This is a genomic window from Arsenicicoccus dermatophilus (genome assembly GCF_046267915.1).
In the GTDB taxonomy this organism is placed as follows: Bacteria; Actinomycetota; Actinomycetes; order Actinomycetales; family Dermatophilaceae; genus Arsenicicoccus; species Arsenicicoccus dermatophilus_A.
In genome coordinates this window covers 1,711,139-1,733,520 of the sequence record NZ_CP176520.1, presented here as the reverse complement: position 1 = coordinate 1,733,520, position 22,382 = coordinate 1,711,139, and the positions used below count along the sequence as shown (strand labels likewise).

Sequence of the window (22,382 nt, the reverse complement as noted above, 5' to 3'; positions counted from 1 at the left end):
CCTCGCCACGCGCCGCGGCCCTGTGCCCCGCGTGGCTCCGCACCGTCTCGGAGACCTCCCATGCCTGCTCCCCTGCACACCTCTGCCGCGTCCGGCGCCGACCACCTGCGCCTGGACGGGGTCTCGCACTCCTATCCCGACCGCCGGGTCCTGACGGACGTCTCCCTCGTCGTCAGCTCCGGCGAGATCGCCGGTCTCATCGGGGAGAACGGCTCCGGCAAGTCCACGTTGCTGCGGATCGGGGCGGGCCTGCTGGTCCCCGACACCGGGGTCGTGACGGCTCCCGGCAGCGTGGGCCTGTATCACCAGGAGCCGCCCTATCCCCGGCACCTGTCGGTCGCCGAGGTGCTCGAGGACGCCACCGCCCCGGTGCGGGCCCTGGCCGCGCTGGTCGAGCGGGAGGGGCAGGCCCTGGCGGACGGCGACGCGCAGGCGGCGGTTCGTCTCGACGCGGCCCTGGTGGCGGCCGAGCGGCACCACGCCTGGGACCTCGACCACCGCGTCGACCGGGTCGTCGAGGGGCTCGGGCTGCGGGCGATCCCCCGGGACCGCCGCGCGAACGAGCTGTCAGGAGGCCAGGTCTCGCGGCTCAGCCTGGCGTGGCTGCTGCTGCGCGCGCCCGACACGCTGCTGCTGGACGAGCCCACCAACCACCTGGACGCGGCGGCCACCGAGCTCCTCGCCGAGCTGCTGCGCGGGTGGTCGGGGCCGGTGGTGATGGCCAGTCACGACCGGGCGTTCATCGACGAGGTCGCGACGGTGCTGGTCGACCTGGACCCGGCACCGGTGGCCCACGCGGTGGTGGCGGGCGACGCGGACTCGCCCGGATCCGGTTATGGCATCACGCGATTCGGAGGAAGCTATACGGACTATCTGCAGTGGCGGCGCGAGGAGCGGGCGCGCTGGGTGCTGCGGCACCGCGACGAGCAGGCCGAGCTGCGGCGGCTGCGGGAGCGGGTGCGGCTGGACCAGCGGGTGGGCAACCCGGAGCGCGGGCCACGCACCGAGGGCCGGGGCGCCAAGAAGTTCTATGCCGACCGCAACGCCAAGGTCGTCGCCCGGCGGGTCAACGACGCGGCCACCGCGCTGGAGCGGCTGGAGCGCGAGCAGGTGCGGCGGCCGCCGGCGGCCCTGTCGTTCCGCGGGTTTCGCGAGGCCGGGTCGGCGGCGCAGGACGGCCCGGTGCTGGTCGCGAGCCAGGTGGCGGTGGCCGGGCGCCTGGCCCCCGTCTCGCTGGCCCTCGGCGCCCGCACCCGGTTGCTGGTCACCGGGGCCAACGGGTCGGGCAAGTCCACGCTGCTCGCCGTCCTGGCCGGGGCGCTCGCGCCCACGTCGGGGTCGGTGACCGGCGAGACGCGCCTGCGGGTGGGCCTGCTCCGCCAGGACCCGACCTACCCGGGGCGGTCGGATCCGCCGGGCTCGGTCGAGCAGGCGAGTCCGACCACCGGCGGCAGGTCGTGGGCGGACGGGGCGACGGTGCGGGAGGCGTATGCCGCCGCGGTGGGCCCCCGGCTCGCCGCGGAGGTCCCTCTCTCGGCGCTCGGCCTCGTCGCGGGCCGTGACCTGGACCGGCCCGTGGTCGCCCTCAGCGTCGGGCAGCGTCGGCGGCTCGACCTCGCCGTCCTGGTGGCCGACCCGCCCGACGTCCTGCTGCTCGACGAGCCCACCAACCACCTGTCGCTGCTGCTCGTCACCGAGCTCGAACGGGCGCTGCCGGACTACCCGGGCGCGGTGGTGGTCGCCAGCCACGACCGGTGGCTGCGGGCGGGGTGGTCGGGCGAGCAGCTCGACCTCTGCTGACCCGGCCCACCCCGCCGCAGCCCGGATCCCGCCCCACCCGGCCGCTGCCGGTGAGCCCGATTCGGCGCCACGGGGCCAGCCTGGCCCCGAGGAGCGCGAGCGCGTGGTGCCGAGTGACGCGGGCATGGGTGGGTGGCTGACCGGCCGGGCGCGAGGTGCGGGGGGATGACGACGAGGCGGTATGGCGCCATACCGCCCCGTCGCCCTGGACGTGGGGGCTACTGCCCCATCGCGTGCACGCCGCCGTCGACGTGCACGATCTCGCCGGTCGTCGCCGGGAACCAGTCGGACAGCAGGGCCACGCACGCGCGGGCGGCGGGCTCGGGGTCGCTGACGTCCCAGCCCAGCGGCGCCCGGTCGTCCCACACCCGCTCGAACTGCTCGAAGCCGGGGATCGACTTCGCGGCGGTGGTGCGGATCGGGCCCGCGGCGACCAGGTTGCAGCGGATCCCCTGCGGTCCGAGGTCGCGCGCGCAGTAGCGGTTGACCGACTCGAACGCCGCCTTGGCGACGCCCATCCAGTCGTAGACCGGCCAGGCGAACCTCGCGTCGAAGGTCAGGCCGACGACCGAGCCGCCCTGCTCCATCAACGGCGCGGTCGCCACGGCCAGCGCCTTCAGCGAGTAGGCCGAGACGTGCACGGCGGTCGACACGTCCTCCCACGTGGCGTCCAGGAAGGAGAAGGCCCCCTGCGGCGCGAACCCGATGGAGTGCAGCACGCCGTCGAGACGGTCGGTGTGCTCACCCAGCCGCTCGGCGAGGGAGTCCAGGTGGGACTGGTCGGCGACGTCGAGCTCGACGACGGGCGGGGTCTGCGGTAGCCGCTTGGCGATGGTCTGGGTGATCTTCATCGTCCGCCCGAAGGACGTGAGGATGACCGTGGCGCCCTGCTCCTGGGCGTGGCGGGCCACGTGGAAGGCGATGGAGGAGTCCATCAGGACGCCCGTGACCAGGAGGGTCTTTCCGTCGAGCATGCCCATGGGACACGTCCTTTCGAGGTATGGCGGGAGGGTCAGTGCCCCATGCCGAGGCCGCCGTCGACGGGGACGACGGCCCCGCTGACGTAGGCCGCCAAGGGCGAGGCGAGGAAGGTGACGGCCGCGGCGACCTCGTCGGCCTGGCCGAGCCGGCCGGCGGGGATGGCCTTGCGGTAGCCCGCGACGGTCTCCTGCGGCAGGACAGCGGTCATGTCGGTCTCGACGAACCCGGGGGCGACCACGTTGGCGGTGATGCCGCGGCCGCCGAGCTCACGGGTGATGCTGCGCGCCATACCGACCAGACCGGACTTGGACGCCGCGTAGTTGACCTGGCCGGGGCCGCCGAGGAGGCCGACGACGCTGGAGATGAAGACGATCCGCCCGCGCCGCAGCCGGATCATGCCCGTGGACGCGCGGCGGGCGCAGCGGAAGGCGCCGGTGAGGTTGGTGTCGACCACGGCGTCGAAGTCCTCGTCGCTCATCCGCATGAGCAGCGTGTCCTGGGTGATGCCGGCGTTGGCGACGAGCACCTCGACCGGGCCGCCCAGGATCTGCTCGGCGGCGGCGAAGGCCGCGTCGACCGACTCGGTGCTCGTCACGTCGCAGGCCACCGCCCGCAGGCCCTCGGGCGCCTCCCCGCTGCGGCTGGTCACCACCACCTGGTCGCCCTGCGCCACGAAGGCCCGGGCGATCGCGAGCCCGATGCCCCGGTTGCCTCCGGTCACGAGGACGGTGCGGGGCTCGGGTCGGTCGGTGCTCATGGTGCTCCTCGTCGGGGTCGGATCGCGCTGCCCGGGGACGCTATCGGACTACCGGTCGGTAGTCCCCACCGCGGAGTCGTACCCTGGTCAGGTGTCCGCTCCCGATGTCTCGTCCCCGACGGTCCACACCGTCACGACCGCGCGCCGGTCGCTGGCCGAGGACCAGGACATGCGGGTCAGGCGCTACCTGCTCTCCATGGGCATCCGCACCCTGTGCTTCGTCCTGATGTACGTCATCGACCACCCCATCCGGTGGATCTTCCTGCTCGGGGCGGCGGTGCTGCCGTACTTCGCGGTCGTGCTCGCCAACGCCGTCGACCACCGCAGCGAGGGCGAGCTGCAGCCGGTCGACCACTCGCGCAAGGCCATCGGCGTGCGCTCCGAGGGGGTCCTGGAGGGCCGGATCGTCGACGACCACGCCGAGGGCGGCTCGACCCGGCAGGACGAGCGGGTATGACGGAAGGCCTGGGTGGTCCCCCGCCGGGCGAACCGCACCGCTGCTCGGCCCGGGGCTGCCGCGCCGACGGGACCTGGGAGCTGCGCTGGCGCAACCCCAGCCTGCACGCACCCGACCGGCGCAAGGTGTGGCTGGCGTGCGAGGACCACCGGCAGTCGTTGTCGCAGTTCCTGTCGATGCGGGGTTTCCTGAGGGAGACCGAGCCGCACCGCGCGTGACCGCGGCACCTGCCACCGCGGGCGTGCGCTGCGGCGTGTCAGCCGCCGATCGCGGACATCGGGCGGTCGGGCTGGTGGAAGTCGGGCTCGCCGATCCCGTGGCCGCGTCGCTTGACCCGCATCTCCCCGGTGATCAGCGCCTTCAGCTCGTCGTCGGTGGCGCCGTCGCGCAGCGGGCCGCGCAGGTCGGTCTCGGTCATCGAGAACAGGCAGTTGCGCACCTGGCCGTCGGCGGTGAGGCGGGTGCGGTCGCAGTCGCCGCAGAAGGGGCGGGTGACGCTGGCGATCACCCCCACCGTCGCGGGCTGCCCGGCGAGGTCGGTGCGTCCGACGACCTCGAAGAGCTCGGCCGGGCTGCTCCCCCGCTCCGCGGCGGGGACGGGCGCGAGCTCGAAGCGCTCGGTGAGCCGGGCAAGGATCTCGTCGGCGGTGACCATGCGGGCCCGCTCCCACCCGTGCTGGGCGTCCAGCGGCATCTGCTCGATGAACCGCAGCGAGTAGCCGTGCTCCAGGCACCACGCGAGGACGTCGGCGACCCCGTCGTCGTTGATCCCGCGCATGGCCACGGCGTTGACCTTGAGGGGCGTCAGCCCTGCCGCGGCAGCGGCCGCCATACCGGCCTCGACGTCTGCCAGGCGGTCACGTCGGGTGAGCTCGCGGAAGGTCGCGGGGTCCACGGTGTCCAGGCTGATGTTGACCCGGTCCAGCCCGGCCTCGGCGAGGTCGGCGGCCACCCGGGCCAGGCCGACGCCGTTGGAGGTGAGGGCGATCTGGGGCCGCGGCTCGAGCGCGGCGATGCGGCGGACCACGTCGAGCAGGGTGCGGCGCAGCAGCGGCTCGCCCCCGGTGAGCCGCACCTTGGTGACCCCCAGCTCGACGAACAGCCGCACCAGGCGCACCAGCTCGTCGTCGATGAGCATCTCCGGGCGGGCCATCCAGGGCAGCCCCTCGGCGGGCATGCAGTAGGTGCAGCGCAGGTTGCAGCGGTCGGTCACGGACACGCGCAGGTCCCGGGCGACCCGGCCGAAACCGTCGACGAGGGCGCCGCGGGGTCGGGGATCCGGGAGAACAGACATAGGCTCCAGAGTATGCGTCGCGAGCTCACCCTGCGGACCTTGCCCGTCCCCGGTCACCAGGTCCGATGATCCAGACCCTGCGCAAGCCGCGCTGGCTGCGGGCCCTCGCGGGGGCCTTCGTCTTCATGCTCGCCTGCGTGTGGCTCGGTCAGTGGCAGCTGGGTCGGTACGAGCACAAGCAGGCCAAGGTCCATGCGATCGACCGCAACTACGCCGCCCCCGCGGTGCCGCTGCGCGAGCTGCTGCCGACCACCACGACCGGCGTCGACGACCAGACCCTGTGGCGGCAGGTGCGGGCCGAGGGACGGTATGACGCCGCCCCCCTGCTCGTGCGCAACCGTCCGCGCGACGGCGAGCGCGGCTATGAGGTGGTGTGGCCGCTGCGGCTCACCGACGGGTCGGTGCTGCTCGTCGACCGCGGCTGGCTCGCGGCCGGCAAGGGCGCGGCCGCCCAGCTGCCCGACGTGACTCCGGCGCCGACGGGCCCGGTCACGGTGACCGGCTGGCTGCGCTGGGGCGAGACCGACCTGGACAAGGCCCCGGCTCGTGGCCAGCTCGCCTCCATCAACTACACCATCGCCCAGGAGCAGATCAGCGGGCCGGTCAACCACGCCTACCTCGTCCTCGCGGCCGAGAACGCCACCAAGGCCGGCGACCCCGCGACCGGGCTCGCCGCGCCGCCCGGCCCGGACCGCGACCAGGGCTGGAACAACATGTCCTACTTCGGGCAGTGGTGGCTCTTCGGGCTCGTCGCGATCGCGATGGTGCTCTATGCCGCGCGCCGCGAGCACCTGGAGGAGCAGCGCGCCGCGGGCGGGCTGCCCGATCGGCCGGTCAAGGACAAGAAGGTCCGCATCTGGGACGAGGAGGACGAGTGAGCGAGCACCCGCGAGGCCGGTCCGAGGAGCGCGCCCGGCTGGGGGCGGCCTTCGCCGAGGGCGGGCAGCGGTATGCCGAGCTGCGCCCCACCTATCCGCCCGAGGCGGTCGCCTGGGGTGTCGGTGACTGCCCCGGCGACGTCGCTGACCTGGGCGCCGGCACCGGCAAGCTCACCGGCGTGCTCCTCGACCTCGGCCATCGGGTGACCGCCGTCGAGCCCAGCGCCGACATGCTCGCGCAGCTGCGCGCGGCATACCCCCAGGTCGTCGCCCGGCAGGGCACGGGAGAGGCGACGGGGCTGGCGGACGCGAGCTGTGACGCCGTGACCTACGGGCAGGCCTGGCACTGGGTCGATCCCGGGCCCGGCTCGGCGGAGGCGGCGCGGGTGCTGCGGCCGGGTGGGCGCCTGGTGCTGATCTGGAACGTCATGGACCTGCGGGTGCCGTGGGTGGCCGGGCTCAACCAGACGATGCACTCGATGCAGGGCGGCTACGAGCCGCGCGGCGAGTCGGCCGCCGACGTGTCGGCGGCGTGGTTCGCGCCCGGGGAGTGCGAGACCTTCGGGTGGGAGCAGGTGACGACGGCCCGGGCGCTGGCCGAGCTGGTCACCACCCGGTCCTACTACCTCGCGCTGGAGCCCGACCGGCGCGCGGAGCTGGCCGAGCGCGTGCGGACGTATGTCGACGGCTGGTGCGGCGGCGTCGACGACCGCGAGGTGCGGCTGCCGCACGTGACCGAGGTGCACCGCTTCCCGCTGCGGGACGACGCCACCCGCTGACGCAGCTCGCGCGGCGCCCGGGTCCGCGGCGCCCGGATCTGAGGCCACCGGTTTCAGGCCGGGTCCGGGTCGGGGCCGGACGTCCCGGTCGGCTCTTCCTCGTCGTCCTGCTGGTAGCGGAACATCGTGGCGAACACCCCGCCCCGGGCGATCAGCTCCGGATAGGTTCCGTGCTCGACGACGCGTCCCGCGTCGAGCACGAGGATCTGGTCCATGCTGCGCAGGGTCCAGGCGCGGTGGGAGACGACGACGGTGATCCGGTCGTGCCGCTCCCGACCGAGATCGACGAAGATCTGCTCCTCGGTCTCGGCGTCGACCGAGCTGGTGGGCTCGTCGAGCAGCCAGACGGGCGCGTCCCGCAGGGCCACGCGGGCCAGGGCGATGCGCTGCCACTGGCCACCGGACAGGCCGACGCCGCCCCACTGCTGGCCGAGCTGGGTGTCGAGACCGTCGGGCAGTCGGCGCACCAGCTCCTCGGCGCGGGCGGTGCGCAGCGCTCGCCATACCTCCTCGTCCGTGACGGCGCCGCACCTGCCGAGGCAGACCGCGTCGCGCACCGTCAGCTCGTAGCGTCCGAAGTCCTGGGACAGCACCGCCACGGCACCGAGGCGTTGTCCGGCCGACAGGCGGGAGGCGGGCACGCCGTCGAGGAGCACCTCGCCGGAGGTGGGTTCGGCGATGCCGGACAGGCAGTTCGCGAGAGTGGTCTTCCCCGCGCCGTTCAGCCCGACGAGGGCGACCATCTGGCCGCACCGGACGACGAAGGACGCGTGGGCCACCGCGGGCCGGTCGGCGCCCGGGTAGGTGAACGTCACGTGCCGGCACTCGAGCACGTCGTCCGACAGGGCGCGGATGGCGAGCACCTGCGCCGCGGGGACCCCGGCCTGGAGGATCGCCAGGGTCATCCAGAGGGTGAACGACGGGGGGTGTCCCTATGTTCTTCGTCAAGCGGCGAGGGGCGTGGGTGCGGGCGCTGGGGCGCGGTAGGTCTCGTGGTTGCGGAGCATGGCGTGCAGGACGTCGCAGCGTCGTCGGGCGAGGCAGATGAGTGCGGCGTTGTGCTTCTTGCCTTGGGCGCGTTTGCGGTCGTAGTAGGCGCGGCTGACGGGGTCGAAGCGCAGGGCCGCAAACGCGGATAGGAACATGGCTCTCTTGAGGTGCTTGTTGCCTGATCGGGCGGGGAACTCCCCGCGGATGCTGGTGCCGGAGCGTCGCGTGACGGGGGCCAGGCCGGCGTACGCGGCGAGGTGTCCGGCGGTGGGGAAGGCCGAGCCGTCACCGACGTCGAGCAGGATCCGGGCTGCTGTCCTGACTCCGACGCCGGGCATCGAGGTCAGGACCTCGGCAAGAGGGTGGGCATCGAGGACTTTCTCGACCTGGGTGGCCAGATCGGCTCGTTGGGCCAGGGTTGTGCGCAGCGTCGCGGCCAGGTGTGGCAGGACCTGCTCACCGGCGGTGGTGCCGGCCACGACCACGGTCTGCTCGGACAGGGCCGCCATGATCGCGTCGGTGAGCTCGCCCGCGCCACGGGGGTTGGCCTTGGTGATGACGCGTGCCAGGCGTGCGCGCCCGGCGCGGGTGATGCCTTGTGGGCCGCCGAGGTGTTCCAGGACGGCCAGGCCGGCCTTGGTGGCGATCTTGGGTCCGAGGACTCGTTCGAGGGCGGGGTGGAACTGGGTGAGCAGGCCACGGATCCGGTTGCTGAGGCGGGTGGCTTCGGCGGCGAGGTCGTCGTCGAATCCGACCAGGACCTTCAGCTCGGCCAGGGCCTCTTCGCCGACGTCCACGCGGCGCAGGGTGTGGGGCATGGTGCGGGCAGCGTCGGCGATGATGAACGCATCGCGGGCGTCGGTCTTGGCGTTGCCCGGGTGCAGGTCGGCGATGCGGCGCATCGCCAGCCCAGGCAGGTACGCGACCGCGATCCCCATCGAGCGGGCCACTGCGATCGGCAGGGCGCCGATGGTGTTGGGCTGGTCAACGATCACCAGGACCCGACCCCGGGCGGTCAAGGTCGTGAAGAGTTCTTCCAGCCGTGCCTGGTCCTGGGGTAGGGCCTTGTCGAAGACCTTGTTGCCCGCGCAGTCCAGGGCGCAGGCGTGGTGGTCTTGCTTGCCAACGTCCAGCCCGCACCAGATGTCGTAGCCGATGTCCTCGCTCATGACGGTGACCATCCTTGCATCGCAGGACCGGTCGCCAGGCTGTGGTGAAGCGTCAGCTGCCGGCACCCACGTTACGAAGAGACCTCATCTTGGGCCGTGTCCCTATCAGCGGTCAGACCGACGCCACCAGGCCCGGTGACAACACCCCCCGGATCATGGAAGAGACAGGGGCGGTAAGTCATGCCGGGCCCGGCGACCGTGACCCCGCACCGCGGGGCCACCAGCAAGGTAACGGGGTCGGCGACCGCCGCCTCACGGACCGCTCGCCAGGCCACCCGGGCCGGACGAACAGGTGCGTCAGCGCTGCCCATGAGGTCACCCTAGTCCCGTCCGAAAAGCCTGTGCCGGCTGCGCGGTCCGGCCATCTGGTGCTGGAACGGCGGGGCGGGCAGGTCGGATGTCCGCGAGAGGTGCGAACCCGTCGCGGCGCACCGCGTCACCCCGGCCCCGGGGACCTCCCACCTGACAGGATCGGGCCCATGGAGTTCCTGCTTGCGGTCCACGGTTCGATGACGGAGCACGACCAGTTCGGCGCCTACGCGTCGCGCGAGGAGATGGAGCAGGCGCTGGCCGACACCGGCGCCTTCAACGAGCGGCTGCAGGCCGGCGGCCACTGGCTGTATGCCGGTGGGCTGCTGCCCGCCTCCCAGGCCCACGTCGTCGACGGCACGGGTGCGGAGCCCGTGATCACCGACGGCCCCTACCTGCCCGGCGAGGAGCGGATCAGCGGGTTCTGGGTGATCACCGCGCCCGACCTGGACACCGCGCTGGCGCTGGCCGCCGAGGGGTCCAAGGCCTGCCGCGGCAAGGTCGAGGTGCGTCCCTTCGCCGGCTGAGCCGCCCCTGCCGGCATACGAGGTCTGTGGGTCTGACGCGGTGAGGACGACCGTCCACAGCTGCCCGGGCTCGCCCGAGCGCGCCAACGAGGACGCCGCGTGGCACGGCGACGAGGTCGTGGTCGTCGTGGACGGGGCCGGGCTGCCGCCGCACCTGCTGGCGGGGTGCTCGCACCCGGTGGCGTGGTACTCGACCCACCTGGCCGCCGCGCTCGGGACGGCGATGCAGGACCGGCGAGCTCCCCTGCGGGAGGCGCTCGCTCGCGCCATCACGCAGGTCCGGGACCGGCATGCGGACAGCTGCGACCTGGCGGCGGGCTCCCCGTCGGCGACGGTTGCGGCCTGGCGCACCACCGCGGACCGCACCGAGATCGAGGGCCTGGTGCTGTGTGACGCCTCCCTCGTGGTGCTCACCCCCGCCGGGCCCCGGCAGCTCACCGACGACCGTCTCGCCGAGGTCATGGCCCGGGCGGTGGCCGATCGCGCGGTGGGCGGCGTCCCCGCGCCCGAGGGCCTGACCGACCGGGAGCTGCACCACTGGGCGCTGGAGGCCACCCGCAACGTGCCCGGCGGCTTCTGGTGCGCCCACCACGACCCGCTGGCCGCGCACGAGGCCCGCACGGTCCGGCACAAGCGCTCGCAGGTCCTCGGGGTGGTCGCGGCCTCGGACGGGGCGACGCGGGCCTTCGAGCTGCTGGGGACGCACACCCTGGCGGCCTGGACCCAGGCCTGCCTGGACGACGCGGTGCCCGACCTGGTGGCGCAGGTCCGGGCCGCCGAGGACAACGCTGCCGAGGACCTGCGCCGGCGCGGGATCAAGGTGCACGACGACCTCACCGTGGTCTGCACCCGGCTCTGAGCGATCAGCCAGGCGTAGGCCGGGTTGACGAGCTCGTCGTTGGCCTCGCGCCCAGGATGCGCGGTCGCCTACCGTCATGGCATGGACGCGGCGCCGGGACGCTGGTGGGGCGGGCCGCTCGACGTGGAGCGGCTGGCCTGGTCGGCGGTGTCCGACGCACGCCGGGCGGCGCAGTCGGTGGCGGACGCCCGCGGTCTGCGCGTGACCGTCGGCACCGAAACTTCCCTGGTGGCAGCGTCGTTCGCGGCCATCGAGCACCTGCGCGTCGGCGGACGGGCTGCCGAGGCGTGGGCGCCGCTGTCCGGCTTCTTCGCCGCGGCGGACGGCTGGGTGCGGGTGCACGCCAACTATCCCCACCACGCGGCGGCGCTGCGGCGAGCGCTCGGCCTGGGTGACCGGGCCGCGGTGGACCGGGCTGCCCTGCACGGGGTGATCGCCGGACGGGCCGCTCTGGACGTCGAGCAGGTCGTCACGGCCGAGCGCGGGATCGCCGTGGCCGTGCGCTCCCCGCGGGAGTGGTCGGCCCATCCGCACGGGACGGCGACCGCCACCGATCCCTGGTCCACGGTCCGCGTCACCGGCGACCGTCCTGCCCTGCCGCCCTCCCCCGACGAGATCCTCGACGGGGTGCGGGTGCTCGACCTCACCCGGGTCGTCGCCGGGCCCACCTGCTCGCAGCTGCTGGCCTGCCTCGGCGCCGACGTCCTGCGCCTCGACCCGCCCGGCCGTCCCGAGCTGCTCGACCAGCATCTCGCGTCCGCCATGGGAAAGCGCTCGGCCGCCGTGGATCTCGCCGCCCGGCCGGAGGTCCTCAATCGTCTGCTGCCGGATGCCGACGTCGTCCTGCTGGACTATCGGCCCGGCTCGCTGGCGAGGTTCGGGCTGGACCCGGACGCGCTCACGGAACGCCACCCGCACCTGGTCGTGGCGTCGCTGTCGGCGTGGGGCGAGCACGGACCGTGGGGCGCCCGAGCGGGATTCGACTCGATCGTGCAGGCGGCGTCCGGGATCGCGGTGGTGTGCGCAGCGGCGGACGGGCGGCCGGGGGCGTTGCCGGTGCAGGCCCTCGACCACGCGACCGGCCACCGGATGGCGGCCGAGGTGCTGCGGCTGCTCGCCCAGGGTCGGGCGGGCGTCGTGCGGATCAGCCTGCTGGGGGCAGCCCGCGAGCTGCTCGCCGCTCCCCCGCCGGCCCCGGAGGCGACATCCCCGCTCGCGGCCCGCACGGTCGCCGTGCCGTCGCCATACGGCCCGGTCGTGACGGCCCCGCCCGCGCTGATCCTGGACGGCGCCACGCTCGAGCGGCCCGTGGGCGGGTATGCCGCGACGACCGCCGGGCTGGAGGCCGGGCCGGACCTGTCCCACCATCCCGGCGAAAGGAACCACCCATGACCTCAGACCTGCTCGGCGTGAACCCGCAGACCGCGACGACCGGGGACGGTCCCCCGCCCCGCGTCGCCCTGCGCCCCCTGGAGGCGGCGACCACGACGGCGCTCGCCGCGCTCTACCTCGCCAGCTATCCGCCCGGGATCGCCGCCGCCGACATGGACGAAGCCGTGGCGGAGATCGAGGCCACCTTCCGCGGCGAGTATGGCGTGCTGAGGTCGGACGCCGGCGCCACCGCCTGGTCCGCCGACCACCCCGTCGGCGCGATCATGGTCGTCGAACGCTCCATCTGGGACCCGGGGCTCGACGGACCCTTCGTGATCGAGCTCTTCGTGGCCCCGGAGGCACGCGGGCTCGGTGCCGGGCGGGCCCTGATGGCCCACGCGATCCAGGCCTGCGCCAGGTCGGGCGACGCTGCGCTCAGCCTGCGCGTCGGGGAAGGCACCTCACCCGCCGCTATGGCGATCTACCGCAGCCTGGGCTTCGCCCCTCCCCCGGCCGGCTGAGGGATCTGGCGCGCCGGGACCGACGACGGCGGGTCTGCCCCCGGCGCAGTACGAGCAAGTAGCCTCCGCGCATGAAGGGGATACCGCGGCTGCTGGCGGCCTGCGTTCTCGGGACATCCCTGGGTCTGACGAACTCCCTGGCCAACGTGTTCGGCGGCCCTTATGCGCCGCACCCCCTACGCCCCGACGGCGTCTGGGGACTGCAGCTGCTCGCCGCCGTCCTCGGGACGACATGGGCCTGGGCCGCCGGGGCTCCCCGACCTGACCGCCGGGCCTGCACCGCTCGTCGTCATCGCTGCTGGGGAGACTGAACGGGCGGAGGTGATCGAGGTGAACCGCCCAGGCGTCGTCATGGGCCGACCCTCCTGCGCACTCAACGACTCGTAACGTTGTTGCCGACAAGGTGACGGGGGTGTCCCGAGCCGGTCAGCGGGTGGTGTGGCGTCGGGTGATGAGCACGGCCTGCGGGTCCGACTCCCCTGCCACCGGCCCGCGCTCGAGGTGGGCGACCACCTCCAGGTCGTGGCGGGTGACCTGCTCGACCATCGTCGCGAGCGTGCGGTGACAGCGGCGCATCGTGACGTCATACCCAAGCGCCCGGAAGCCCTCCCCCACCTGCCGCAACCCGGTCCCCACCTGCCAGGCCAGGAGGAGGCATCCTCCGCGGCGCAGGACCCGCCGCAGCTCGCCCAGGATGATGTCCAGGTCTTCGTCGGGGCTGTGGATCGTGGAGTACCACGCGAAGACGCCGTCGAACTCCTCGTCCCCCCAGGGCAGCTCGGTGAGACGGCCGACGCGCACCGGATGATCGGGGTGGTCCTGCCGCGCCCGGCGCACCATCTGCGGCGACAGGTCCATCCCCTCCGGCGCGCACCCGAGCGCCGCGAGTGGGGCAGCATCCGTCCGGCGCCGCAGCCGGCGTCCAGGACCCGCCGGGGCTCGGGGAGCAGACGGACGAAGTGCTCGATCATGGCCAGCTCGACCGGCTGCTCCGGCTCGGCGCCCGGGACGTGGTCGGCGTAGACGTCCGCGACCAGGTCGTAGGCGGCGCGGGTCAGGTCCTCGGCGTGGTGGGGCACCTCCCCAGTCTCCCTCAGCGCAGGGCGATGTCGACCTCGGCGGCCACGGCCTCGACCATCGTGAGGAGCCGCTGCGTGCGTCCGGCATGCGTATGCCGGTAGGAGGCGATCGTCACCAGCCCCGGCCCGACGAAGGCCCAGGCCCGGGCCCGCAGCCAGGTCGCCTCGTCCGCCCCCGCGGCCGCCCGCAGGAGCCCCCGGGCCGGGGCGTCGAACAGGCTCCAGGCATAGAGCAGGTCGACCGACGGGTCACCGACGCCGAGGGCGCCGAAGTCGATCACCCCGGCCAGGCGCCCGTCGGCGTCGACGAGGACGTTCTCTGCGGACAGGTCGCTGTGCACCCAGCACGGGCCGGCGGTGGCGGGCGGCACGTCCCGCAGGCGTTGCCAGGCTCGCCGGACCGCGCCGGGGTCGAGGAGGTCCGCGAGCTCGGCGGCCGCCTCGGCCACCCAGGCGTCGATCCGGTCGGTGACCGGCTCGCCGCAGCGGTAGCCCCAGTGCTCCGCGCCGGCGGGGACGTCCGCGGTGTCGACGGCGTGCAGGCTGGCGACGAACTCCCCCAGCGTGCGGGCCAGCTCGCCCTGCTGGGCCGCGTCCAGCCGTCCTGGCACGGTGCCGGGCACCCAGGTCACCACCGACCACGGCCGGGGGAAGGCGACCGTGGGCTCGCCGGCCAGGACCACGTCCGGGACCGGCGCGCACAGGTGCGGGGCGAGCACGGGCAGCCACCGCGTCTCGGTGCGCAGGTCCGCCACGTAGTCGTCCGACCGGGGCAGCCGCACCGCGTGCCCGTCCCCGACCCGGAAGACCCAGTTGCTGCTGCCCGCCTGGTCGCTCGCGCGCACGGGCAGGTCGGCCAGGTGCGGGGCCTGCTCGCGCAGGAGGAGCGTGACCAGGGCCGCATCGGGAGTCTGCACGGACATCACGATAGGGATGACGGGTTGGGCGGCAACCGATGTCGTCGGGCGGCCGGCGTCCTCCCCGGTCCTGCGCCCGCCGTGGGCCTCACGGCTCGGGAATCGCCGCACCTCAGCGGGTCGCGACGACCAAGGCCGCACGAGCAGCCAGCCGGAGCTCGCCGCCGCCCGCGGCGGCGTCGCTCCGGGTGCGGAACTCCTCCTCGAAGCGAGCCCGTAACCGGGGCTCTGCGCCAGATAGGTCTGTCCGGCACCAGCCACCCCGCCGGCGATCCCCGCCCACAGCGCCTCGGGGGACGACCCATTGCCAGGTGAGGTCCTCGGCGCGGCATACGCTCAGGTCCGTCTGCGCGCACAGGTCCGCGAGTCCGGCTGAGGTGCGCTCGAAGTCGAGGTGCTGAGGCAGTCGCGCCCGCCGCCGCGAAGCAGGCGCTGACGAGGCGTTGCCAGTCCAATCCGCCTGCCGGCCAGATGGTCGCCACGAGCGTTCCACCGGGGCGGGTGAGCCGGGCGAGCTCCTGCACCCCGGCCCGTGGGTCGGACAGGTGGTCGACCACGAAGTCGGCAGCAACCGCGTCGAACGTGCCGTCGGGGAAGGGCAGCAAGGGCAGCGCCGACTGCACGACCGGTGTGGGCGCTGCGACGGCTGTCATCGCCATCCATGTCCACGTCCGCCTCGAGAGGGTTCCTGCGCACAGGGTCGCGAACGACTCCCGGTGCGACGTGGCCACCCGGCCCCACCTGCTCATGCACGGACCGTGCCACAGGAGGCGGCGATGACAGCGTCACCCGACGCCGACATCACTCCAGGCCGGATCACGTCGCGAATGCACCCGCGCGGGACCGAGCGGCCACCCGGTCGCGAGGCGGGCAAGGTCCGCCGACGCCGAGGAGGCCGAGTCGACGTAGTAGTGCAGGGTCTTCGACGAGCTGTCGGTCTGCGCGGACACGAGCAGGCCGTCGTTCCTGACGGCGCCTGTTAGCCCGAGCTCCATCGCGTTGAGCGCCTCCTCGGTGGCCGAACCGGGGCCACGGTCCGAGGCGCTATCGCCCAAGGGCAGCCTTACGGTGACGTGCTCGTCGAGCAGCGGCGCCTGGACCGGGGAGAGGGAGTTGAGGAAGGCGACCTTCACAGGGCCGCCCGGAGTGTCCATCTCGACCCGGGTCCAGCCCATCTCGCTACCGGGTCTGAGCTCGTCCGCCAACGCGCCGACGACGGCCGGCAGGTCCGCAAGGGGCCGGGCCGTGCTCGTGACGACCCCGCCGGCGTCGACGCCGCGGACCCACAGCGCGCTCGCCTCCTCACCGACCGCGAGCTGCACGGCGAGACAAGCGATCTCGAGGCGGTCGTGGTCGGCCAGAGGCGCCAGGACCGGGTGCTGGACGACGACGTGCAGCCCGGTGTCGAGGCGGATCGTGTCCACCCGCAGCTCGGCGAGGGTGATGGTGGCCGCCCCGATCGAGAGCATCAGGTCGAGGGACGAGGGCTGCACGAGGTCGGCATACTCCCACTGCTCGTCCGCAGGTGGCGCGGTGGCGAGCCACTGCCGGGCGACCCGGAGCAAGGAGGGGTCGCCACCCGCGCTCACGGTGAGCAGGTGGCTGCTCACCCGGCCCGGCCCCACGTCCCAGGCGAGACCGGGGTCGAGGGCGTCGATCTGCGGCGAGATCCGCTCGTGGAGCAGCTGATAGGCGTCATTCCCACCCCATCGCAGTTCTCGCTCGAGCTCGGGAGCCGTCGTCGACCACCACTGCCAGAAGGCCGCTATCCGCTCCGCCGCGTCACCTCGTGTCCTGCGGCCGAACCACCCCATCACCCTCACCATCTCCCTCGGTCGTGGGCCATGCGTGCTCCCAGTCAACCGCACCGACCCCGGCCGGACGTCATGCCGGCTGCTTGGACGACGGCATGGCCTTCTTCCAAGGGCTCGCCGAGTGGGACCACGCGTTGCCGACCGGGGTCACGCTGCACGGCCGGTCCGGGCTCGGTGTCGACGTCGCCCATGATCGGGAGGCGCTCGCGCGGGGACGCAGCATCGGGTGCCCGACCCTCGTCGGCTGGACCGCCCACGACGACCTGGAGCAGCTGTATGGCGACCCCTCGCTCCTGTGGCGACGGTTCGTGTCGGAGTCCCTCACCGGCGCCCGCATCGACAGCAGCCACCACCTCGCCGAGGAGGACCCCGCCCAGGTGACCGACACCCTCGACGGGTTCCTCCGGCGTGCGCTCGCCTGAGCCCACGCGCAGGTGACCCGGCCCAGGGCGTGGCTGCCTCGGCTCGCTGGGTGGCCATCACGCGGCGCCTCCGGGCGACCCTCGTCGCCCGCGCGGGCCACGATTCCGGCTCCCCGTGCCGAGGCTGACCAGGACAGCTCATGGCAAGCATGGCACGTGACGAGAATCACATGACGGCATCAGTGACTGTTCTCATCAGGGCTGATCCCGCTGTGAACATAGGTTCACCTAAGTAATCGGCCGGTCTCTGAATGTGATTGCGGCAGAAGATCATTACCGTGGCCCTGGCCTCCCGCCGCTGCGGCCGGTGATCTGATCCATCTCGTCTCGTCTCGAAGAACGGACCCATGGACTCCTCCCCTCTTCTCTCTCCCCGTTTTGCCGGATGGCGGGCCGTGCTGCGGTACGACCTGCCCGCCTCCTTCGTCGTCTTCCTCGTCGCCGTTCCTCTCTCGCTCGGCATCGCGGTGGCTTCCGGGGCGCCGATCGCAGCGGGTCTCCTGTCCGCCGCTGTCGGCGGCATCGTCGCCGGACTCCTAGGAGGGTCACAGCTGCAGGTCAGCGGGCCGGCCGCGGGGATGGTGGTGGTCGTGGCGGGCCTGGTGGCCGAGCACGGATGGCCCGTCGTCGCCGCGGTGACCCTGGGCGCAGGAGTGGTGCAGATCCTCCTGGGGCTCACAGGTATGGCGCGCTACGCGCTGGCCATCCCACCGGCCGTGGTCCACGGCATGCTCGCCGGCATCGGGGTCTCCATCTGCCTCAGTCAGAGTCACGTGCTGCTCGGCCAGACCGGCCGGTCCACCCCGCTGGACAACATCCTTGCGCTCCCGGGTGCTCTGTCGCGCACCCATGGACAGGCCGCGGCTCTGGGTGTGGCCACCATCACCGTCCTGGTCCTGTGGGACCGACTGCCCAGTCGGCTCAAGCTGCTTCCCGGTCCCCTGGTCGCGGTCGGCCTCACGACCGCGATGGCTGTGGTCCTGGGCCTCGACGTGCCCCGACCGACCCTCCCGGAGAACATCCTGGACGTGGCCTTCGTCCCCCGCCTGAGCGGGGTGGACCCGGCCGAGGTCGTCGTGGCCGTCTTCACCGTCGCCCTGCTGGCCAGCATCGAGTCCCTGCTGTCCGCGGTGGCCGTGGACCGCCTCCACGACGGACCTCGCGTCGACCTCGGGCGCGAGCTCGTGGGTCAAGGGTCGGCCAACGCCGTGTGCGGAGCCCTCGGCGGGCTCCCGGTCACCGGCGTGATCGTGCGCAGCTCCACGAACGCCCTCGCGGGTGGCCGTACTCGAGCCTCGGCCGTCCTGCACGGCGTCTGGGTGCTTGTCTGCTCCGTCGTGCTGGCTTCCGCGGTCGAGCAGATCCCCCTGGCGGCGCTTGCCGGTCTGCTCATCCACGTGGGCGCCAAGCTCGTGAATCTCGCCCACGTGCGAGAGCTGTCGGCGCACCGTGACCTGTGGCCCTATCTGGCGACGCTGGGTGGCGTGGTCCTCCTCAATCTCGTCGAGGGTGTGGTCCTGGGTCTCCTGGTGGCCTTCTGGTTGTTGCGGCGTCGGGCCAGCTGGCACGGTGTCACGACACAGACCAAGGGCGGGGAGTGGGTGGTGCGGATCCGCGGATCCATCGGCTTCCTCACCGTGCCGGCCCTGGTCTCCGGCCTCCAGCAGGTGCCTCCTGGCGGGCGAGCCCGCGTCGTCATCGACGTGGAGTACCTCGACCACGCCGCCATCACGGTGCTCGAGGACTGGATCGCCGGACATCGCGGCTCCGGTGGCGAGGTCGCGATCGAGGAGGTCGGGACTCCTTGGCTCTCTCAGGCACAGGCGGGTGAGCCGATCGTGCACCGTGAGCCCCACACCGGGACGGTGCGCGAGCGTGTCCGCGCCTGGTGGCACCGAGGGCACCGCGCGTCCGACTCTCCCGTCCTCGCCGGGGTCGACGCGTTCCACGCGGAACGGGCGCACGCCGTGGGGCCGCTGGCCGAGCTCGCCCAGGCGCAATCCCCCACGACGCTGTTCATCACCTGCTGCGACTCCCGGGTCCTCCCCCACCTGATCACCGCCAGCGGCCCGGGGGATCTGTTCGTGGTGCGCTCCATCGGCAACATCGTCCCCCGATGGGAGGGCGGCGTGATCCCGCCCACCGGATCCTCCGTCGCCGCAGCGGTCGAGTACGCCGTCTCCGTCCTGCGGGTCCGGGAGGTCGTCGTCTGCGGACACTCGTCCTGCGGGGCGATGCAGGCCATCGCCTATCCCGAGCTGCCGCCTGGCCTGAGAGCGCTGGAGCACTGGCTGCACTCCGTGGGCGCAGACCTCGACCGCGCGGCGGAGGCCGTGCGCAGCGGCACCATGTCGGTGGACGACCTCGCTCGTCACAACGTGATGATCCAGATGGACAACCTGCGCCGGCACCCGGTGGTGCAGACTGCCGAGGGCTTGCGGGTCATCGGTCTCTACTTCGACATCGGCGAGGCGACCGCGCACGTGGTCTCCGACTCCGGAGCGAAGGTGACGGCGGACTGATCCCACGAGGCCCGACGTCGCCTAGGGGGGCGGGCCTGCACAGAGGATCGTGGATGCCACGTCGGCGAGCCGGTCGTGGGCATCCACGATCTCGCTGGGTGGCCGACAGGCTACTCGGCGAACTGGGTGCGGTAGAGCTCGGCGTAGAGCCCGCCGCGGGCGAGCAGCTCGGCGTGGCTGCCCTGCTCGGCGATGCGGCCGCCTTCGACGACCAGGATCACGTCGGCGCCGCGGATCGTGGACAGGCGGTGGGCGATCACCAGGGCGGTGCGCCCGTGCAGGGCCGTGTCGAGCGCGCGCTGCACCGCGGCCTCGGACTCGCTGTCCAGGTGCGCGGTGGCCTCGTCGAGGATCACCAGGCCGGGGCTCTTGAGCAGCAGCCGGGCGATGGCGAGGCGCTGCTTCTCCCCGCCGGACAGCCGATGCCCCCGGTCGCCCACGACGGTGTCCAGGCCCTCCGGCAGCCGGCGCACCAGCTCGGCGACCTGCGCCGCCTCCAGGGCGGCCCACACGTCCGCCTCCTTGACGCCGGGCCGGGCGTAGTCGAGGTTGGCGCGGATCGTGTCGTGGAAGAGGTGCGCCTCCTGGGTGACCATGCCGACGACGTCGTGCAGCGAGTCGAAGGACGCCTCGCGCAGGTCCACGCCACCCACCCGGATGACACCCGAGGTGGGGTCGTAGAGCCGCGCCACCAGCGAGGTGATCGTGGTCTTGCCGGCACCGCTCGGCCCGACGAGCGCGACCAGCTGGCCCGGCTCGACGTGGAAGGTCACGCCGCGCAGCACCTCACCGCCCGCGGCCCGGTCACCGGTCGCCCCGCCCTGCTCCAGGGACTCCAGGGAGATCTCGTCCGCCCCGGGATAGCGGAACACGACGTCGTCGAAGTCCACGGCCACGGCGCGGTCCGGGATCGCCGCCGGGCGGGCGGCCTCGCGGACCAGCGGCTGCAGGTCGAGCACCTCGAAGACCCGCTCGAAGCTCACCAGCGCCGTCATCACGTCGACCCGGACGTTCGACAGCTGGGTGAGCGGTCCGTAGAGCCGTCCGAGCAGCGCGGCCAGCGCGAGCAAGGCGCCCACGGACAGGGACCGGTCGATCGCCATGAGACCGCCGAGGCCATAGACCAGCGCGGTGGCCAGCGCCGCGACGAAGGTCAGCCCGGTGAAGAAGAAGGTGCGGTTGAGCGCGATCTTGATGCCGATGTCGCGGACCCGGCCGGCGCGCGCGGCATACTCCCGGGCCTCGTCCTCCGGCCGCCCGAAGAGCTTGACCAGCAGGGCTCCGGCGACGTTGAACCGCTCGGTCATCCGGGTCCCGAGCTCGGCGTTGAGCCCCATCGACTCCCGCGACAGACCCGCGAGCCGGCGCCCCATGAGCCGGGCCGGCACCAGGAAGACCGGCAGCAGCGCGACCGCCGCCAGCGTCAGCACCCAGGACTTGCTGGCCATCGCCACGAGGATGAACACGACCGACACGACGTTGCTGACGGTCGAGGACAGGATCGTGGTGAAGGCCTGCTGCGCGCCGATGACGTCGGAGTTGAGCCGGGTGACCAGCGCCCCGGTCTGCGCGCGGGTGAAGAACGCGATCGGCTGGGCCAGGACGTGGCTGAACACCTGGGTGCGCAGGTCGTAGATGAGCCCCTCGCCGATCCGCGCCGAGAACCACCGCTGCGCCAGGGCGAGGACGGCGTTGAGCACCGCGATGCCCGCGACGACCAACGCGAGGGTGACCACGACCCGGCGGTCGCCGGGCAGCACGCCCTCGTCGACGATCCTGCCCAGCAGCAGCGGGGTCGCGACCACGAGCGCGGAGTCGAGCAGGATTAGGACCAGGAACACCGCGATCGGCGTGCGAAAGGGCTTGGCATAGCCCAGGACCCGCCGCGCCGTCCCGGGCGCCAGCTTGCGGTCCTTGACCGAGGCGTCCTTGGTCAGCGACCGCATCATCTGCCAGCCGCCCTGCATGCTCATCGCGTCACCTCAGGGACGGGTGCAGCCGGATCGGTCAGCCGTCGTATGCCGGTCAACGGCGTCCACCCTCCCCGCGGTCCGGTGAGGCCATCCCCACCTGCGGCTGCGCGCCGACGTGGGCCCGGGCCAGGGCGGTGAGGCACCGGACCTGGGCCGCCCGCTCGACGCGCAGCTGGGTGTCGAGGTCGGCGTCGACGGCGCAGGCCAGCAGCGGCTTGAGCTCGCGCAGCGCCCCGGCCGGTGCCTCGAGCAGCGCGGAGACCAGGTCGTCGGTGGTGGCGTCCAGCTCGGGGCGCGGCACGACCACGGTGGCCAGGCCGATCGCCTGGGCCTCGGCGCCGCCCACGGCGCGTCCGGTCGCGCAGATCTCCAGCGCCCGGGCGTGCCCGACGAGCCGGACGAGCGGGCGGGTGCCGCCCAGGTCGGGCACCAGCCCCAGGCTGGTCTCCCGCATGGCGAAGGCCACGTCGTCGGCGCACACCCGCAGGTCGGCGGCCAGCGCGAGCTGGAAGCCCGCCCCGATCGCGTGCCCCTGCACGGCGGCGACCACGGTCTGCGGGATCTCCTGCCACACCCGGAAGGCCCGCTGGAAGCCTGCGATCGCCTCGGCCGCCCCCGTCGGGTCACCCGTGGCCAGGCGCACCAGGTCCGGCTCTCCCGGCATACCCCCTGGCGCCAGCATGCCGCGGTGCAGCCCGGCGGAGAAGCTCTCCCCCTCGGCCCGCAGCACCACGACGCGCACCACCTCCGGCAGCTGCTCCCCCACCGCGGCGAGGGCGGCCCACAGCGAGGGGGTCTGGGCATTGCGCTCTGCCGGGTTGGCGAGCGTCACCGTGAGGACGGGGCCGTCGGTGTCGACGCGCAGGTGCGGGTGCTGGGCCATGGCGTCACCCTAGTCCGACCTGCCGACCTACCCCCTGGGCGCCCGCGCGGGTCCGCACCGAGCCAGGCAGCGGCGCCGGG

General features: G+C 73.3%; 23 protein-coding genes. 12 read left to right on the top strand and 11 right to left on the bottom strand.

Going from position 1 to position 22,382, the window contains the following annotated elements; genetic code table 11:
- Positions 1 to 60 precede the first annotated feature (60 nt).
- Complete coding sequence (locus tag ACK2IS_RS08410) at positions 61 to 1,800, top strand: ABC-F family ATP-binding cassette domain-containing protein (RefSeq protein ID WP_409482893.1); 1,740 nt, start codon at positions 61 to 63, stop codon at positions 1,798 to 1,800.
- Positions 1,801 to 2,018: 218 nt separating this feature from the next.
- Here the strand turns inward: ACK2IS_RS08410 and fabI are convergent, their stop codons facing one another.
- Together fabI and fabG are read right to left on the bottom strand one after the other, a co-directional pair.
- On the bottom strand, positions 2,019 to 2,780 hold the full coding sequence (gene fabI / locus ACK2IS_RS08405; protein WP_409482892.1) for an enoyl-ACP reductase FabI: 762 nt from the start codon (positions 2,778 to 2,780) through the stop codon (positions 2,019 to 2,021).
- A 32-nt stretch (positions 2,781 to 2,812) separates the two neighbouring features.
- Entirely contained in the window at positions 2,813 to 3,538 is a 726-nt protein-coding gene (gene fabG / locus ACK2IS_RS08400) for a 3-oxoacyl-ACP reductase FabG (protein ID WP_409482891.1), read from the bottom strand.
- A gap of 91 nt (positions 3,539 to 3,629) precedes the next feature.
- On the opposite strand from fabG, the gene ACK2IS_RS08395 reads away from it, so the two are divergent.
- Together ACK2IS_RS08395 and ACK2IS_RS08390 are read left to right on the top strand one after the other, a co-directional pair.
- A complete protein-coding gene (locus ACK2IS_RS08395; RefSeq protein WP_409482890.1) occupies positions 3,630 to 3,995 on the top strand; it encodes a DUF3099 domain-containing protein in 366 nt (121 codons plus the stop codon).
- Positions 3,992 to 4,213 carry a hypothetical protein gene (locus tag ACK2IS_RS08390; protein ID WP_409482889.1) on the top strand — a complete coding sequence of 74 codons (222 nt, stop codon included), beginning with the start codon at positions 3,992 to 3,994 and terminating at the stop codon, positions 4,211 to 4,213. Before ACK2IS_RS08395 ends, ACK2IS_RS08390 begins: the two co-directional genes overlap by 4 nt.
- A gap of 38 nt (positions 4,214 to 4,251) precedes the next feature.
- Here ACK2IS_RS08390 and moaA read toward each other — a convergent pair whose 3' ends face one another.
- A complete protein-coding gene (gene moaA, locus ACK2IS_RS08385) occupies positions 4,252 to 5,289 on the bottom strand; it encodes a GTP 3',8-cyclase MoaA (RefSeq protein WP_409482888.1) in 1,038 nt (345 codons plus the stop codon).
- A 65-nt stretch (positions 5,290 to 5,354) separates the two neighbouring features.
- On the opposite strand from moaA, the gene ACK2IS_RS08380 reads away from it, so the two are divergent.
- Both ACK2IS_RS08380 and ACK2IS_RS08375 read left to right on the top strand, forming a co-directional pair.
- Positions 5,355 to 6,167 carry an SURF1 family protein gene (locus ACK2IS_RS08380; protein ID WP_409482887.1) on the top strand — a complete coding sequence of 271 codons (813 nt, stop codon included), beginning with the start codon at positions 5,355 to 5,357 and terminating at the stop codon, positions 6,165 to 6,167.
- Positions 6,164 to 6,946 (top strand): class I SAM-dependent methyltransferase, encoded by a 783-nt coding sequence (locus ACK2IS_RS08375; RefSeq protein ID WP_409482886.1) that lies wholly within the window; start codon positions 6,164 to 6,166, stop codon positions 6,944 to 6,946. The genes ACK2IS_RS08380 and ACK2IS_RS08375 overlap by 4 nt, the downstream gene beginning before the upstream one ends.
- 53 nt (positions 6,947 to 6,999) lie before the next feature.
- On the opposite strand, the gene ACK2IS_RS08370 is transcribed toward ACK2IS_RS08375, so the two are convergent.
- Both ACK2IS_RS08370 and ACK2IS_RS08365 read right to left on the bottom strand, forming a co-directional pair.
- Complete coding sequence (locus ACK2IS_RS08370) at positions 7,000 to 7,851, bottom strand: ABC transporter ATP-binding protein (protein ID WP_409482885.1); 852 nt, start codon at positions 7,849 to 7,851, stop codon at positions 7,000 to 7,002.
- Between the two features lie 39 nt (positions 7,852 to 7,890).
- Positions 7,891 to 9,105, bottom strand: a complete 1,215-nt coding sequence (locus ACK2IS_RS08365) for an IS110 family transposase (protein WP_409482884.1) — start codon at positions 9,103 to 9,105, stop codon at positions 7,891 to 7,893.
- A 479-nt stretch (positions 9,106 to 9,584) separates the two neighbouring features.
- Between ACK2IS_RS08365 and ACK2IS_RS08360 the strand changes: the two genes are divergently transcribed.
- The 5 genes from ACK2IS_RS08360 (at position 9,585) to ACK2IS_RS08340 (ending at position 13,003) form a co-directional block, all read left to right on the top strand.
- On the top strand, positions 9,585 to 9,941 hold the full coding sequence (locus ACK2IS_RS08360) for a YciI family protein (RefSeq protein ID WP_409482883.1): 357 nt from the start codon (positions 9,585 to 9,587) through the stop codon (positions 9,939 to 9,941).
- Between the two features lie 40 nt (positions 9,942 to 9,981).
- A complete protein-coding gene (locus tag ACK2IS_RS08355) occupies positions 9,982 to 10,800 on the top strand; it encodes a hypothetical protein (protein ID WP_409482882.1) in 819 nt (272 codons plus the stop codon).
- A gap of 81 nt (positions 10,801 to 10,881) precedes the next feature.
- Positions 10,882 to 12,192, top strand: a complete 1,311-nt coding sequence (locus ACK2IS_RS08350; RefSeq protein ID WP_409482881.1) for a CoA transferase — start codon at positions 10,882 to 10,884, stop codon at positions 12,190 to 12,192.
- Positions 12,189 to 12,692 (top strand): GNAT family N-acetyltransferase, encoded by a 504-nt coding sequence (locus tag ACK2IS_RS08345; protein ID WP_409482880.1) that lies wholly within the window; start codon positions 12,189 to 12,191, stop codon positions 12,690 to 12,692. The genes ACK2IS_RS08350 and ACK2IS_RS08345 overlap by 4 nt, the downstream gene beginning before the upstream one ends.
- 71 nt (positions 12,693 to 12,763) lie before the next feature.
- Positions 12,764 to 13,003 (top strand): hypothetical protein, encoded by a 240-nt coding sequence (locus tag ACK2IS_RS08340; protein ID WP_409482879.1) that lies wholly within the window; start codon positions 12,764 to 12,766, stop codon positions 13,001 to 13,003.
- Between the two features lie 115 nt (positions 13,004 to 13,118).
- On the opposite strand, the gene ACK2IS_RS08335 is transcribed toward ACK2IS_RS08340, so the two are convergent.
- From ACK2IS_RS08335 to ACK2IS_RS08320, 4 genes are all read right to left on the bottom strand, one after another.
- The gene (locus ACK2IS_RS08335) at positions 13,119 to 13,550 is read right to left on the bottom strand and encodes a class I SAM-dependent methyltransferase (RefSeq protein WP_409482878.1); all 432 of its coding nucleotides are present in this window, start codon (positions 13,548 to 13,550) and stop codon (positions 13,119 to 13,121) included.
- 235 nt (positions 13,551 to 13,785) lie between these two features.
- A complete protein-coding gene (locus tag ACK2IS_RS08330; RefSeq protein WP_409482877.1) occupies positions 13,786 to 14,694 on the bottom strand; it encodes an aminoglycoside phosphotransferase family protein in 909 nt (302 codons plus the stop codon).
- The gene (locus ACK2IS_RS08325) at positions 14,694 to 15,341 is read right to left on the bottom strand and encodes a methyltransferase domain-containing protein (RefSeq protein WP_409482876.1); all 648 of its coding nucleotides are present in this window, start codon (positions 15,339 to 15,341) and stop codon (positions 14,694 to 14,696) included. The genes ACK2IS_RS08330 and ACK2IS_RS08325 overlap by 1 nt, the downstream gene beginning before the upstream one ends.
- 132 nt (positions 15,342 to 15,473) lie before the next feature.
- Complete coding sequence (locus tag ACK2IS_RS08320) at positions 15,474 to 16,502, bottom strand: hypothetical protein (RefSeq protein WP_409482875.1); 1,029 nt, start codon at positions 16,500 to 16,502, stop codon at positions 15,474 to 15,476.
- Positions 16,503 to 16,597: 95 nt separating this feature from the next.
- On the opposite strand from ACK2IS_RS08320, the gene ACK2IS_RS08315 reads away from it, so the two are divergent.
- Together ACK2IS_RS08315 and ACK2IS_RS08310 are read left to right on the top strand one after the other, a co-directional pair.
- A complete protein-coding gene (locus ACK2IS_RS08315; RefSeq protein ID WP_409482874.1) occupies positions 16,598 to 16,924 on the top strand; it encodes a hypothetical protein in 327 nt (108 codons plus the stop codon).
- Between the two features lie 347 nt (positions 16,925 to 17,271).
- Positions 17,272 to 19,446 carry a SulP family inorganic anion transporter gene (locus tag ACK2IS_RS08310; RefSeq protein WP_409482873.1) on the top strand — a complete coding sequence of 725 codons (2,175 nt, stop codon included), beginning with the start codon at positions 17,272 to 17,274 and terminating at the stop codon, positions 19,444 to 19,446.
- 110 nt (positions 19,447 to 19,556) lie between these two features.
- Here ACK2IS_RS08310 and ACK2IS_RS08305 read toward each other — a convergent pair whose 3' ends face one another.
- Together ACK2IS_RS08305 and ACK2IS_RS08300 are read right to left on the bottom strand one after the other, a co-directional pair.
- Complete coding sequence (locus ACK2IS_RS08305) at positions 19,557 to 21,419, bottom strand: ABC transporter ATP-binding protein (RefSeq protein WP_409482872.1); 1,863 nt, start codon at positions 21,417 to 21,419, stop codon at positions 19,557 to 19,559.
- Positions 21,420 to 21,471: 52 nt separating this feature from the next.
- Positions 21,472 to 22,302 carry an enoyl-CoA hydratase/isomerase family protein gene (locus tag ACK2IS_RS08300; protein WP_409482871.1) on the bottom strand — a complete coding sequence of 277 codons (831 nt, stop codon included), beginning with the start codon at positions 22,300 to 22,302 and terminating at the stop codon, positions 21,472 to 21,474.
- Positions 22,303 to 22,382 lie beyond the last annotated feature (80 nt).